Below are 12,572 nucleotides of genomic sequence, written 5' to 3'. Positions count from 1 at the left end.
CCAGAACTTCCAAAAGGGTTGATACCCTGATTAAAATAGCGATGGATTTAATGAATCCCCAACATCTGCGTAACTGGTTTGCCCACTGCTGCTACTGTCCCTTATAAACCTGCAAACCGCTGTATATGCGTCTGGAAAGTCTCTATCGCCAAGAACCTTTATCGGCTGCTAGCCAACTAAAAGACTTGATAGCCGAAACAGTGGAATTGGTTGAATTGCATCTGCCAGAAATAGATACATCCCCAGTTAGGAGAACTCTTAATCGTCAACAGCATATCTGGAAACCAGTGAGAGAAGAAAAGGCTTAAAGAGTGTCGCTTGCAGAATAAATATCATTGAGGTTCTGTATAAAATGAAATGGAATGATTTGAAACAACTCGAGGGATTGCTTCTAGAAACAGAGAAACATGGAGCAATTATCAAAGAGATCGGTAGATCGCTTCAGCAACAACCTATATACAGTGTGAGTGTTGGCGACAAAAATCCCGATCACACGATCGTCGCTATAGCGGGAATGCACGCAACTGAGGTGGTTGGACAATTAGCATTGGTCGATCTAATTTCTAAGCTGAACAGCGAAAATACTAAACGCCTGCGGTATCATTTTGTCCCAATCGCCGATCCCGATTTTTTGGCAGAAAACGTACAACAATTGTCCGAACCAATTACTTTACCAAAGTTGTTAAGCTTAAAGTCCATCCGCGATCTGGAAGGGTATTTTACCTCAAACCGCTACCCCGAATGTGAAGCGATTCGACAGTTGTTAGAAACATTTCCCCGAATTGATGCCTTTTTTTCGCTGCATACTGCACCAGTTGCTCCTGGTTTATTTTTCTACGTGGCAGGGAAATCAAATGACTGCATAGCGAGTGTAGCCGATCGCATTGCTACTATGTGCCAACCTTCTCAGATTCCACTATTAGAGAAAGACCCTACCGTCCAGTCTCAGAAAGCATTATTTCCAGGATTCTTTACCATTCCTACTGCTGCTGAAATGAACTCTAGTGACGATCGCGATCGTTGTGGAACTTCGCTGGAGTTCGTTGCTAAAAAGTTTCAACCCAGTTTTATTGGTGTTTCCGAGATTCCCCTCGGTATATGTACAAGATTGCACAACGCACCTATAGAGAAAATTGAGAGCTTCAATAAACAACTCGCCCAAAATGCCAAGGTCGATTTACCCTACCAGGAACTAGATTTATCAACACAGATCGATCTAATTCACGAGTTGGTTCTAGCATCTGGAAAATATCTACTCAAACAATATCGATGAATAATTGCCAACTATGCCCAATACAGAATATTTAACCTTGGCTAAAGTTAGGCGATAGGGCATAGCCTGCCAGCGAAGCCGATCGCATTTATCATCAACTGCACATCTGGAAACCAGTAACCAAGGAGAATAAATAAAAATGTCCGAACAAAAATTTATTGATACTAACACTCAATCCTGGAACAACTTAGAACAATTTCCAGGTACGCAAATTCTCCCTTTAGCCGAACCAGTACCACAAGGTTCAATTCATCGATTGCGAATGAAAAAAGGCACTGTTATACCAGTTCACTCTCATCCCTGTGATGAATATGTTTACGTGCTTGATGGAACTATTGAGACAGACGGAAAAGAATGCAAAGCGGGAACTTTTTGGTTTACTCCTGCTAATACTAAAAACGGTTCTCATAAAGCCATTACTGATGTAGAAATCTTAACTATTCGCCTCGGTGCAATGGGAGAGTTTGAAACTTAATCTGTTAAAAATATTTAAATAGCGATCGCTCAATCTCGAATCCAAGACTTTCATTTTTATAGTTTGCTTAAACTACAGAAATCAGCAAAAAACAATAATTTAACTAATAATTAAAACAAAATCAAATGATATCAAGACAAGTTTTTATTTTAGTTAATCTTTTTTTTCAGTTCATTCATAATTGATTTAAGCAAAGAATAAATAGACATTAGACCCGCTCCAATTAAATTTGCTACCACCAATAAAGCCAAGATAATTGCGAACGTATCGCTATTTAATGATGAAAAAACTAGTACCCAAGCGAAAAATACTGTGACACAACTATTAAGTATCAGAAGAAATACAAAAACTCGATAAAGACGATTATGATCTGTCATAAATAGTTTTGTTTTATTAATTTCATTAACCTTAAGTTTAAAATATGATGAGTGCTGCTATTGAGCAAGAAAAGAGCGATCTCTGGCTCGTCAACAGCATATCTCGCATTGGTTTTGAATAAGTCTGAAAAAACTTTAAAAGCTCATTAAAAAGAGGTTTATCTATGCTGAAACTCTATCACAATCCAATTTCTGGTAATTCTCGTCGTGTTTGGATTGCACTTCTAGAGAAAGAAATTCCTTTTGAGGAAATCGTAGTTAAATTGGACGGCGATCAATTGACACCAGAGTTCCTCGAAATTAGTCCTTTTCACCATATTCCTGTTTTGGTCGATGATGATTTTACTCTTGTAGAGTCTTTAGCAATTCTTGATTACTTAGAGACAGAGTATTCTCAAAATCCCCTCCTGCCTACTGAGGCAAAAGCTCTAGCTACTGTAAGAATGGTGGAAATGGTAACAGTCAATGAACTCTCACCTATTTTGACTCGACTCAGTTCAGAAATGATGGGTTTTACCAAAGAGCCACAAAAACTTGAGCAGGCAAAGCAGAAAGCGCATACAGTGCTGAAATTCTTTGAAAGCTTATTGGGTGAGCGTCCCTATTTTAGTAGTAACTGCCTTACTAGGGCTGATATTGTCGCGGGAACAATAGTACCTTGGCTACCCAGTCTTGGTCTGCCTCTGGATAACTATCCGAAGCTGAGTGCCTGGATTGAGCGATTAGTACAACGTGAAACTTGGCAAAAGACTCAACCTAGCCAAGAAGCACTTGAAGCCTTCATTCCACAGTGGGAGACTCTTATGAAAGCTTACCTCCCTCAGTAATATCTGTTCTTATTATCATTGACATTTGAGGAGAAGATCGCCATGAACCCTCCCGAACCAGACAAAATCCCTTTTACGCTCTCATCATTAGATAATGCAGAGCCAGCCTTCAATATTTATGACCACTTACTGGCAAAGAGAATTATCTTTTTGCGAGGGGAACTAACAGACGAAACAGCTAACGAGATTATTGCCCAATTGCTGTTTTTAGCTGCTGAAGACTCAGAACAAGACATCTTTTTGTATATCAACAGTTCTGGCGGTTCGGTAACAGGAGCGGTCTGCCTTTGGCAGCACTTTGCGATCGCTATATATGACACAATCCAACAAATTCATTCTGATGTTTGTACTGTCTGTATGGGTGCTGCTGCATCTATGGGAGCAATTTTGCTTTCATCGGGAACTAAAGGTAAAAGGTATGCGCTACCTAATGCTCGAATTAGAATACAGCAAACATCTAGGAATGTTGAGGGAAAAGCAACTGATATTGAAACGGCAGCTAAAGAAATCTCGTACCAAAGAGAAATAATTAACAAAATACTCGCTGTCAATTGCGATCGCTCACCAGAATCGATCGAACATGATACCCAAAGAGATTTCTTTCTAAGTGCCACTGAAGCAAAAGCTTATGGCTTAATCGACGAGATTGTCACCAAGCCACCTGCATAACTATAAATTCAATTTTAGGTTGCCACAAACAAAGAACAAGTAGAATTGTTGAGACTCACACTGAGAATGTTACATACTATCTTATTTACCATACATATTAAATTAGTAGTTTAAAGAGCGACAAAAAACTTTTCAAAATTAATTACAAAATCAAAAAAATAGTGCTATACTACAAAAAGCTAAAGTAAGGAGGTCGAAACCAATGAATACAGCTATGTCAAAAACAAACTTCATCAACTGCGAAGCAAATCTATATTCTTGGCAACTCAATACGCTACAAACTCCTTACCAGCAGTATAATTCATCTAGTTTATGTTGTTATCGACGATATCAACTAATACAGAATTTCATACTGGGATAAATTCCATTAGAATTTCACACACTATCAAACTACTAACGATAAAGTAGTCCAGCTACTTCAATTTTTTGCACGATTAATACTCAAAGCCTTGTAACTATATACTCGGTCATTTTTTTGATAGAGTCTTATGGGCTAATTGGTATAGTATCTTTCTATATTATAAAAGTACAGTTTTCATAGACTTTTAGCTTATTAATAGGTGCATAAATTGGGTAAGCGAAGCCTAACTTATCATTAGCTCGACTTAATCGGGAGCGACTCTAGTTATGTCAGTTAGTACAGAACTAGCTTAGTTTGGCTTGAAATTATCAGAATTATTATCAGATAAATAGCTTCATATCTATGAATAGAGAGTTTTTGTAGCCTTTTTACTTCATTGAAATGGATAATCTTGTCTTGAAATAGTTATATCTCAGGTAAATCTATAGACAAACTAATAGTATGTAAAAAATTAATGCAGTATTTTTTAGTACTAATGCTACATATACTACATAAATATTTTGCTGCCTTAAAATACAAATTTAGTATCTATTTATAACTAATTTAGATAGTTGTTCGCTCGATTGATGAAGCTAAAACTCGAACCTTGAAAACTGAATAAAGCCACATATTGTTGGCATCGGTAGCCAAGTTGGTAAGGCGATAGTCTGCAAAACTATTAATCGCGAGTTCAAGTCTCGCCCGATGCTTAAAGCAGCGTAGCATAACGGTTAATGCGCCAGCCTCATAAGCGACAAGACCCCGCGTCGGCGTAAGACGCAAGGGAATGCTTGTCAAGACGCTGGAAGATATGGGTTCAACTCCCATCGCTGTTATTTGAGGGGAGATGGTGTAACGGTAACACCACAGTCTCCAAAACTGTTGTTCTAGGTTCAAATCCTAGTCTCCTCGTCTGTGGTGCTGTAGACAAATTGGTAAAGTCACCTGCCTTTCACGTAGGGGTTTGCGGGTTCGATCCCCGTCAGCACTGTTTAATGCCCTATAGCTCAATCGTAGAGCGGTGCGCTGTTAACGCAATGGTTGTAGGAAAGAAGTCCTACTAGGGCAGTAAGGAGAGGTCGCTATCGGCAAGGCAAGCTGTTTGTGATGCGAAGCGAATCCTTTAGGGCTAAATAGTCGTAGAACTAAAACTCTACTGTGGGTTCAACTCCCACTCTCTCCGCATATATGGGTTGGTATCCAAATTGGTGAAGGAGCTTGACTGTAAATCAAGTGCTTAATGCTAAACATGGGGGTTCGAGTCCCTCCCAACCCACCTTGAGAGTGTGGTGTAACTGGATAACACATCAGTCTACGAAAGTGAGGACACGGGTGCTTTCGGCTAGAAAGCACAACCGAGATGTCCGTGAAGATTTGGGGGTTCAAATCCCTCCACTCTCGCTATCCCCTGCTTCGATTTATATGAAGAATAGGGGGTTATTGGGAAGTAGGCAAATAGGCAAAGCCGTCGCACGAAGAGATGCGAAGTTTGGGGGTTCGATTCCCTCCTTCCCAGTTATGCTCCTGGAGCATCGGTTGGAAAAGGGGACAGAACGGACATCTTGAATTGACGAGGAAACCTCGCCAACCGTGTCCTCCTTAAAATCTGTTCATGTGTGGGTTCGACTCCCACCAATAGTACCAAATAGTACCAAATATATGCCCTCGTGACGGAACTGGCATACGTGCTAGTCTTAGAAACTAGATTTTGTGGGTTCGACTCCCACCGAGGGTACTGATATCGGAATGTAGCGCAGTGGTAGCGCGTCTGTTTTGGGAGCGAAAGTCGTCTTAAAGGATACCGCTCCGCTACTGAAGGAAGTCCTTTAGGGCATATAGGTTTGATTCCTACCATTCCGATAATCCTCTGTAGCTCAAAATAAACAGTCAAGGGATTGGTCTTGGTGTCTGATGTCGAAGCGGTGGAGACATTGGTTTGTGAAGCCAATCATAGCGGGTTCAACTCCCGTCGGACACCCTTAATGTAAGGAAGTCGCTACTCAATGGATGCATTGTTTCTGTTCAAAATCACTGTTGGGTTTGGTAGTATTTTGGTAATATTTATCGGCAAAATTAACATTATCCCAAATGAGGATTTTTAACATACTTTGAGTTGTTTGACTCATTCTACAATTTTTCAAACACGCTCTCTAAGACAAACTATTGATTATCTGGAAAAGAGAACATCCACCTGAAGCGATCGCTCGATATGATGATTCTCAATTGTTAGATTATAAAGATGAAAGCGCAATTTTGGCTAACTTTAAGTCATGAATGCCAACTGTAGCGATAATTACAAAAACCTAGATGTGAATTACGAAAATGAGAAGAGTAAAAACTATTTTTACTCTGTAACTCCAATTCATACCGCAACTATGCACTGTTCTCTTCCGCTTATTCTTTCGAGTAATGAAGCTGGATGGAATAATATCTATCTTGAATTTCATCGTCAACCTGCTGGAGAAATTCCTAAAATCTACTGCCAAAAACACTCTCTATGTATCAAAACTGATGGCGATCGGGGTAAATCAGAAAGATGGTTAGATGATAAATTTCAAAGTAGGTGTATGGCACACGGCGATGTTTTAATTGTTCCTGAAAATATTTCTTACCAAGGACAATGGAACAATTTAATAGAATTTATTTTATTAGGAATTGAGCCAAAGCTTGTCCAACGTATCGCCTACGAATCGGTCGATCCAGAAAAAGTAGAAATTTTACCGATTTTTCCTCAACCAGATCCACTGATCTATCAAATTGCCATAGCACTCAAAACAGCACTCTTGACTAACAAATTTGCCAGTTCTCTTTATGCTGAAACTATGGCAAATGCCCTATCAGTCCATCTTTTGCAATACTATTCTACTCGTAAGTTTACGCTACAAAATTACACAGACGGTTTACCCAAACATAAGTTAAGACAAATTATTGACTATATCCAAGAAAATCTAGAGCAAAATTTGAGCATAGCTGAACTAGCTGAATTATTACAAATGAGTCCTCATTATTTTGGGCGACTATTTAAACAATCGATGGGAATTACGCCATATAAATATATTATTCAATGTCGTGTCGAAAAGTCGAAAATGCTACTTCAGGAGCGAGAACTTACTATTGCAGAAATCTCCCAGAGAGTAGGTTTTGCTCATCAAAGTCATCTCAATCACCACTTTAAACGTTTAGTTGGAGTAACGCCTGGACAATTTCGCGATCGATAACGGGAATCCGCAAAAAAATTATCGTTATCTGCAAGACAAAACTTGGTGAACTACAGCAAAGTAAATCTAACGTTGTTAAAAGCTAAATTTATTGTTTATTCAACCTAAAAGATGATCGAATCAGAACAAACTACCTCAGTAAGTCAAGTTTTTGAGCAATTTCTTACGCCACCAAGAAAGTCACCATCAGCCAAAGAGCAAAAGTTAATAGAACAAGCCGAAATTTTCTCTATTCCCAGTAAAATAGCCGATCTTACCGCATATTCTTGGGGAGAGGGGGCAACAGTGTTAATCGTTCATGGTTGGGGAGGAAGAGGTACGCAATTTGGTTCTTTTGTTAAGCCATTAGTAGATTCTGGATATCGTGTTCTCGCTTTTGATGCACCCGCACACGGAAAAACAGTAGGTAAGCAAACTAATGGATTTGAGCTTGCTGAAGCGATCGCCACTATAGCAGCTAAAGAAAGTCCCATTGATACTATTATCGCTCATTCATTAGGAGCTACAAGTACTGCCCTTGCCCTAAGTAAAGAGGTTTTTGCTCGTAAAGTAGTATGTTTGGCAAGTCTTTGTTGGCTATCTAGTTCGGTAAAGAGGTTTGCAAAACTAGCAAAACTTTCACAACAGGCAGAAGATGAACTATACCGCTTGATGGAGAATAAATTTGGTAAAGATGTTTGGGACATAGTTTCAGTCGATAAAAGAGTTGCTAACTTGTCTATTCCAGCATTATTATTTCACGATCGCGCCGATCGAGACTGTTCTCTACGTGAAAGTGAGGCGATCTCTCAAGCTTGGCAAAATTCTCAATTAATTGTGACTGAAGGACTGGGACACAACAGAATTCTTCGGGACGAGCAGGTTGTTCAACAAACTGTGAATTTTATCAAAGAGCAAAATATCTAATTAACTACCACTACAAATAATAAAAGTCCCAGAAATTATAATCTCTGAGACTATCACTGCTTAATTAACACTTAACAAGTTTTAGATAAGAAAGAAACTGTGATTGCTTATTGTTAAATAATGCCGACACCTTTTCCACCAGGAGTATTTACATCCTTTATTTCTTCAGCCCTTTCTTGTTTTTCTGCTTCCTTCTTCTCTTCTAAATCTCCTGGCTCTTCATAATACATTTCTGGCTCGATAGCATAGTTATTCGCTAAACCTTCTCGATCTACTGTATAGCCAGAGGTTGTATCAATATCCCCTTCTTTCTCGGGAGTTGTTTTAAAATTATCACCTTCTCTTTCCATTCTGGCTGCTGTTTCGGCTGAGGTGATTGCGCGATCGTAATTAGCATCCTTGGGCGTTTTATTTTCCATATTTTATTACCTCCAATATTTGACTATGTATAAACAATAAATAGTTTTTCTCAATCGCAAATAGCTTATTACTTACTTATCAACTTTAGGAACAATATCAGGACGCTCTTTGTTTTCCCAGCCAGGAGGACGTTTAGAATTATACCAAGCGACTGAACCAATGGTAACTGCTGCGATAAAGCCTAACCCTAAAACTGCTGTTGCGGCATAAGGGAAATGAGGTTCGTTGCTAGCGACTTGTAATAAAATATTCATAAATTTATTTGACTTCGTTTCTAAACTACTTATAAATTTATGTCTTAGACTATTACTTTGACATCTTTCTTATTATAGATAAGCAATCTGTCTAAAGATAGATTCAAAAAAAGAAAAAGAACTTTGGTTGTTTTAAGTATGAAATAAATAAATAACAATACGGTTTTGTTGCTCGTTGCTTATTCCTATTTTTACGAAGTGTTTTTAATTACAGAGAAAAAATAAAAGATAGGAAAAGTTGTCAAGTTACAGACCATATATCAAAGACAAAAAAGCATAGATATCTTGATAACTTAGTATTTTAAGTTATTATGTCTTTTGGTAGATATTAACTTGATATCTTAACTGTTAGATTAACAGCATAATCAAAAAAAATTAGAAACATTTTTGTTTAAAAGCATAATGCAATTTGTTGAAACAGAAATAAAATTTGAAGTTGCTCAAGCTATTTTAAGTAAAAGCAGACTTTAAGTTTAGACTGTTACTTCGTGACTTGTAATAAAATCAGCTTACGAATATATCTACATCTTCATACTGTTTGAGAGCAGCACATAAACCAATCCGACTGAGATTATGATCTTCTTATTAAAACGACGCTAATCCTACTCATTTTTAACAATAAAAGCTATTTATTAATTTATTAACTAGACTGATTATCTATTTGCTTTAGACTATCCAATATCAGGCATTCGATTTCATCATACTTAGGATGTATATTAAATTAGATATTAGCGATCGCTATTGCCAATCAATATAAAGATTATTAAAATATCTACTTACACTTTCAGAACTCTCATGAACGAGATCGAGCGACAGCTAGAAGCCAAAATTGCCGAATTAGAGCAGCAAAAAGCGACTATTCGCCAACAAGAAAAATTTCTTCGCAGTATTTATGACAATGTCCAAGAAGCGATTTTCGTGGTGGATGTTACAGCAGATGGGGAGTTTTACTACCAAGGTTTTAATTATGCTGCTAAGAGATTAACAGGAATTGAAGATGTTATAGGTAAAACCCCCGCTCAACTTTTGCCTCTCGAAGCAGCAACCGCCGTAGAAAAACGCTATCGTAAATGTGTCGAAACAGCAGCCACTATTTCTTATGAAGAATGCTTACCCTTTAGAGGAGAAGATACTTGGTGGTTGACTACCCTTAATCCGATACAAGATGAAACAGGAACTATCAACCGTATCATCGGTACAAGTCTCAATATTACAAAACGCAAACAAACAGAAACCGAATTAGATCGAGATAAGAATTTTTTACAAGCACTGCTGGATAACTTATCTGACGGCATTGTTACTTGCGATCGCAATGGGATACTAACCCTATTTAATCAAGCTACTAGAGAATTTCACGGACTACCTCAACAAGCGATTCCCGCCGAGGGATGGGCAGAGTATTACGATCTTTACTTAGCAGATGGTAAAACTAGGATGTCCCCAGAAGAAATACCCTTATTTCGGGCTTTACAGGGTGAATCGGTGAGGGATGTGGAAATGATGATTATTCCCAAACAAGGAAAACCTCGTATTGTATTGGTGAATAGCGATCCGATTATCGATCGTCACGGGTCAACAATAGGTGCGATCGCAGCTATGCGAGATATTACCGATCGCCGACTTGCAGAAACGGAATTAAAAAAAGAGAGAGTATTTATTAAAGCACTGCTGAATAATCTTTCCGATGGAATTGTTGCCTGTGATGAGAATGGCATTTTAGCTTTGTTTAATCAAGCCAGTCAAGAATTTTTTGGAGTTCCTCAAGAACCTCTTCCCCCTGAAGAATGCGCAGAACATTACAGCCTTTATTACCCTGATGGCAAAACCTATTTAAAACAAGAAGACATTCCCTTATTTAGAGCATTTTCAGGAGAATCATTTGTTAATGCTGAACTGATGGCAATACCGCAAGAGGGAAAAGCGCGGACTCTTTTAGCTAATGGTAGCCCTATTGTTGATGCTCAAGGAGTAAAACTAGGAGCAGTTGTTGTCATAAGAGACATTACCGAACGCAAACAAACAGAACAAGTATTAGCAGATTTGAATCAAACCCTAACAAAATTAAACAACGAATTAGAACAAAGGGTCAAAAAACGTACCTCTCAACTAGAAAAGGTTAACACTATATTATTTGCTACCACCGAACAACTCAGAAAAAGTAATCAGGAATTAGAACAGTTTGCCTATGTAACTTCCCACGATCTTAAAGCCCCCTTAAGAGCGATCGCAAATCTTTCTGAATGGATCGAAGAAGACTTAGCAGACAAACTAGATGATGATACCAGATACCACATGAATCTCTTAAGGGGTAGAGTGCATCGCCTAGAAAATCTGATTAATGGCTTACTGGATTATTCTCGCGTCGGCAGATTAAAACATAAACCCAAATTAGTAGCAGTGGGGCAAATGTTAGCAGAGATTATTGATTCTTTGGATGTCCCTGCTGATTTTACCGTGGAAGTTAGAGGAGAAATGCCTACTTTTATTACTGAAGAAATACCCTTGCAGCAGGTATTTAATAACTTAATTGGTAATGCGATTAAACATAGTGACTGCGATAATGGTAGGATTACCATCTCAGTTGAAGAGTTAGATGATTTTTATCAGTTTGCTGTAGCTGATAACGGTAAAGGGATCGACCCTCAATATTGCGATCGCATTTTTACTATTTTCCAGACTCTAGAAGCGCGAGACACCAAAGAAAGCACGGGAATTGGTTTAGCAATTGTCAAAAAAGCAGTGGAAAATCAAGGGGGAAAAGTTTGGGTAGAATCACAAATCGGTGCAGGAGCTACTTTTCGCTTTACTTGGAAGAAGTAAGCTCCATATAGCATTACACCAGATAATGAGAAAATTGTTTGAGGTCTACATTACCACCACTAATAATTACGCCGATTCTTTTGTTAGGTGCGGTAATTACATTTTCTAAGAGGGCTGCTGCTGCAAGAGTTCCAGTAGGTTCGACCACAATTTTTAAGCGAGACAACAAAAATGTCATGGTACGTCGAATCCCATCTTCTGATACTGTGACCATTCGATCTACATATTTTAATACTAGGGGAAAATTTAACTTCCCAAGATAAGGAGTACGCGCTCCATCGGCAATAGTATCGGGATTCTCGATAGTTTGGAGGGTTTTACTGTAAAACGAGCGGGTAGCATCATCGGCTCTCTCTGGTTCGACTCCGATTACCTGGCAATTGGGAATTAAGTTCTTAGCAGCTATGGCACATCCTGAGATTAATCCCCCTCCTCCACAACATACGAGTAATAAATCCAATTCGCCCACTTCTTCAATTAGTTCTTTAGCCACTGTACCCTGTCCCGCAATGATATCTTGATGATCGTAGGGAGGTATCACAGTGAGATTTTTTTCTTGTGCGAGTTTTTTGGCTAATTCTTCCCTGATGTTTTCTGAAGGTTCATAGGGGATGACTTCCGCACCATAGCCACGAGTAGCTGCCAGTTTTACCTGTGGCGCATTGCTGGGCATCACAATAGTAGTGGGGATATTAAGTAATTTACCAGATAGTGCGATCGCTTGAGCGTGATTTCCTGAAGAATAAGTAATGACTCCTTGTTGTTTTTGTGCTGTTGATAGTTGAGACAGAGCATTATAAGCACCACGAAATTTAAACGAACCCGTGCGCTGAAAGTTCTCACATTTAAAAAATACCTGAGCCTTAGTCAGACTATCTACTGTAGTGGAAGTTAGAACTGGAGTAATATGAGCTTGAACTTGAAGACGTTGGGCTGCTGCTTCAATGTCTTGATAATTTACAGATGATTGTTCATTACTCATTATTTGTTCTT

Annotated in this window: 11 protein-coding genes and 12 tRNA genes; 20 read left to right on the top strand and 3 right to left on the bottom strand. The window is 38.6% G+C overall.

Features of this window, described 5'->3' with window-relative positions:
• Positions 1 to 125: 125 nt before the first annotated feature.
• The 19 genes from H1P_RS02685 (at position 126) to H1P_RS02620 (ending at position 8,085) form a co-directional block, all read left to right on the top strand.
• Positions 126 to 308: a hypothetical protein gene (locus H1P_RS02685; protein ID WP_186375803.1), complete on the top strand. Its 183-nt coding sequence runs from the start codon at positions 126 to 128 to the stop codon at positions 306 to 308.
• Between the two features lie 44 nt (positions 309 to 352).
• A complete protein-coding gene (locus H1P_RS02680; protein WP_144863883.1) occupies positions 353 to 1,273 on the top strand; it encodes a M14 family zinc carboxypeptidase in 921 nt (306 codons plus the stop codon).
• Between the two features lie 139 nt (positions 1,274 to 1,412).
• Complete coding sequence (locus H1P_RS02675; RefSeq protein ID WP_144863871.1) at positions 1,413 to 1,748, top strand: cupin domain-containing protein; 336 nt, start codon at positions 1,413 to 1,415, stop codon at positions 1,746 to 1,748.
• 541 nt (positions 1,749 to 2,289) lie between these two features.
• Positions 2,290 to 2,952 carry a glutathione S-transferase family protein gene (locus H1P_RS02670; RefSeq protein WP_144863869.1) on the top strand — a complete coding sequence of 221 codons (663 nt, stop codon included), beginning with the start codon at positions 2,290 to 2,292 and terminating at the stop codon, positions 2,950 to 2,952.
• A 42-nt stretch (positions 2,953 to 2,994) separates the two neighbouring features.
• Positions 2,995 to 3,621, top strand: a complete 627-nt coding sequence (locus H1P_RS02665; RefSeq protein ID WP_144863867.1) for an ATP-dependent Clp protease proteolytic subunit — start codon at positions 2,995 to 2,997, stop codon at positions 3,619 to 3,621.
• 977 nt (positions 3,622 to 4,598) lie between these two features.
• Positions 4,599 to 4,671 (top strand) — tRNA-Cys (locus H1P_RS02660).
• A gap of 3 nt (positions 4,672 to 4,674) precedes the next feature.
• Positions 4,675 to 4,797 (top strand) — tRNA-OTHER (locus H1P_RS35685).
• 5 nt (positions 4,798 to 4,802) lie between these two features.
• Positions 4,803 to 4,873: transfer RNA gene (locus tag H1P_RS02655), tRNA-Trp, on the top strand.
• 5 nt (positions 4,874 to 4,878) lie between these two features.
• A tRNA-Glu gene (locus tag H1P_RS02650) sits at positions 4,879 to 4,952 on the top strand.
• Positions 4,953 to 4,957: 5 nt separating this feature from the next.
• Positions 4,958 to 5,030: transfer RNA gene (locus H1P_RS02645), tRNA-Asn, on the top strand.
• A gap of 3 nt (positions 5,031 to 5,033) precedes the next feature.
• A tRNA-OTHER gene (locus H1P_RS35680) sits at positions 5,034 to 5,144 on the top strand.
• A gap of 7 nt (positions 5,145 to 5,151) precedes the next feature.
• A tRNA-Tyr gene (locus H1P_RS02640) sits at positions 5,152 to 5,237 on the top strand.
• Positions 5,238 to 5,241: 4 nt separating this feature from the next.
• Positions 5,242 to 5,362, top strand: a tRNA-OTHER gene (locus H1P_RS35675).
• A gap of 40 nt (positions 5,363 to 5,402) precedes the next feature.
• Positions 5,403 to 5,477 (top strand) — tRNA-Leu (locus H1P_RS02635).
• Between the two features lie 145 nt (positions 5,478 to 5,622).
• Positions 5,623 to 5,696: transfer RNA gene (locus H1P_RS02630), tRNA-Leu, on the top strand.
• A 7-nt stretch (positions 5,697 to 5,703) separates the two neighbouring features.
• Positions 5,704 to 5,821: transfer RNA gene (locus tag H1P_RS35670), tRNA-OTHER, on the top strand.
• 44 nt (positions 5,822 to 5,865) lie between these two features.
• Positions 5,866 to 5,939 (top strand) — tRNA-His (locus H1P_RS35665).
• 292 nt (positions 5,940 to 6,231) lie between these two features.
• Complete coding sequence (locus H1P_RS02625; protein ID WP_144863865.1) at positions 6,232 to 7,179, top strand: helix-turn-helix transcriptional regulator; 948 nt, start codon at positions 6,232 to 6,234, stop codon at positions 7,177 to 7,179.
• A 111-nt stretch (positions 7,180 to 7,290) separates the two neighbouring features.
• The gene (locus H1P_RS02620) at positions 7,291 to 8,085 is read left to right on the top strand and encodes an alpha/beta hydrolase (protein ID WP_144863863.1); all 795 of its coding nucleotides are present in this window, start codon (positions 7,291 to 7,293) and stop codon (positions 8,083 to 8,085) included.
• 113 nt (positions 8,086 to 8,198) lie between these two features.
• Here the strand turns inward: H1P_RS02620 and H1P_RS02615 are convergent, their stop codons facing one another.
• Positions 8,199 to 8,504: a hypothetical protein gene (locus H1P_RS02615; RefSeq protein ID WP_144863861.1), complete on the bottom strand. Its 306-nt coding sequence runs from the start codon at positions 8,502 to 8,504 to the stop codon at positions 8,199 to 8,201.
• A 72-nt stretch (positions 8,505 to 8,576) separates the two neighbouring features.
• On the bottom strand, positions 8,577 to 8,759 hold the full coding sequence (psb35, locus tag H1P_RS02610) for a photosystem II assembly protein Psb35 (RefSeq protein WP_144863859.1): 183 nt from the start codon (positions 8,757 to 8,759) through the stop codon (positions 8,577 to 8,579).
• A gap of 795 nt (positions 8,760 to 9,554) precedes the next feature.
• On the opposite strand from psb35, the gene H1P_RS02600 reads away from it, so the two are divergent.
• Positions 9,555 to 11,579, top strand: a complete 2,025-nt coding sequence (locus H1P_RS02600) for a PAS domain-containing sensor histidine kinase (RefSeq protein WP_144863857.1) — start codon at positions 9,555 to 9,557, stop codon at positions 11,577 to 11,579.
• Between the two features lie 13 nt (positions 11,580 to 11,592).
• Here the strand turns inward: H1P_RS02600 and H1P_RS02595 are convergent, their stop codons facing one another.
• The gene (locus H1P_RS02595) at positions 11,593 to 12,561 is read right to left on the bottom strand and encodes a threo-3-hydroxy-L-aspartate ammonia-lyase (RefSeq protein WP_144863855.1); all 969 of its coding nucleotides are present in this window, start codon (positions 12,559 to 12,561) and stop codon (positions 11,593 to 11,595) included.
• Positions 12,562 to 12,572: the final 11 nt, after the last annotated feature.

The organism is Hyella patelloides LEGE 07179 (genome assembly GCF_900659865.1).
In the GTDB taxonomy this organism is placed as follows: Bacteria; Cyanobacteriota; Cyanobacteriia; order Cyanobacteriales; family Xenococcaceae; genus Hyella; species Hyella patelloides.
This window is presented reverse-complemented; position numbering and strand designations above follow the sequence as displayed.

Coding starts and splice junctions, on each gene's coding strand:
- H1P_RS02685 (WP_186375803.1), top strand. CDS start 126: ATGCGTCTGGAAAGTCTCTATCGCCAAGAACCTTTATCGGCTGCTAGC.
- H1P_RS02680 (WP_144863883.1), top strand. CDS start 353: ATGAAATGGAATGATTTGAAACAACTCGAGGGATTGCTTCTAGAAACA.
- H1P_RS02675 (WP_144863871.1), top strand. CDS start 1,413: ATGTCCGAACAAAAATTTATTGATACTAACACTCAATCCTGGAACAAC.
- H1P_RS02670 (WP_144863869.1), top strand. CDS start 2,290: ATGCTGAAACTCTATCACAATCCAATTTCTGGTAATTCTCGTCGTGTT.
- H1P_RS02665 (WP_144863867.1), top strand. CDS start 2,995: ATGAACCCTCCCGAACCAGACAAAATCCCTTTTACGCTCTCATCATTA.
- H1P_RS02625 (WP_144863865.1), top strand. CDS start 6,232: ATGAATGCCAACTGTAGCGATAATTACAAAAACCTAGATGTGAATTAC.
- H1P_RS02620 (WP_144863863.1), top strand. CDS start 7,291: ATGATCGAATCAGAACAAACTACCTCAGTAAGTCAAGTTTTTGAGCAA.
- H1P_RS02615 (WP_144863861.1), bottom strand. CDS start 8,504: ATGGAAAATAAAACGCCCAAGGATGCTAATTACGATCGCGCAATCACC.
- psb35 (WP_144863859.1), bottom strand. CDS start 8,759: ATGAATATTTTATTACAAGTCGCTAGCAACGAACCTCATTTCCCTTAT.
- H1P_RS02600 (WP_144863857.1), top strand. CDS start 9,555: ATGAACGAGATCGAGCGACAGCTAGAAGCCAAAATTGCCGAATTAGAG.
- H1P_RS02595 (WP_144863855.1), bottom strand. CDS start 12,561: ATGAGTAATGAACAATCATCTGTAAATTATCAAGACATTGAAGCAGCA.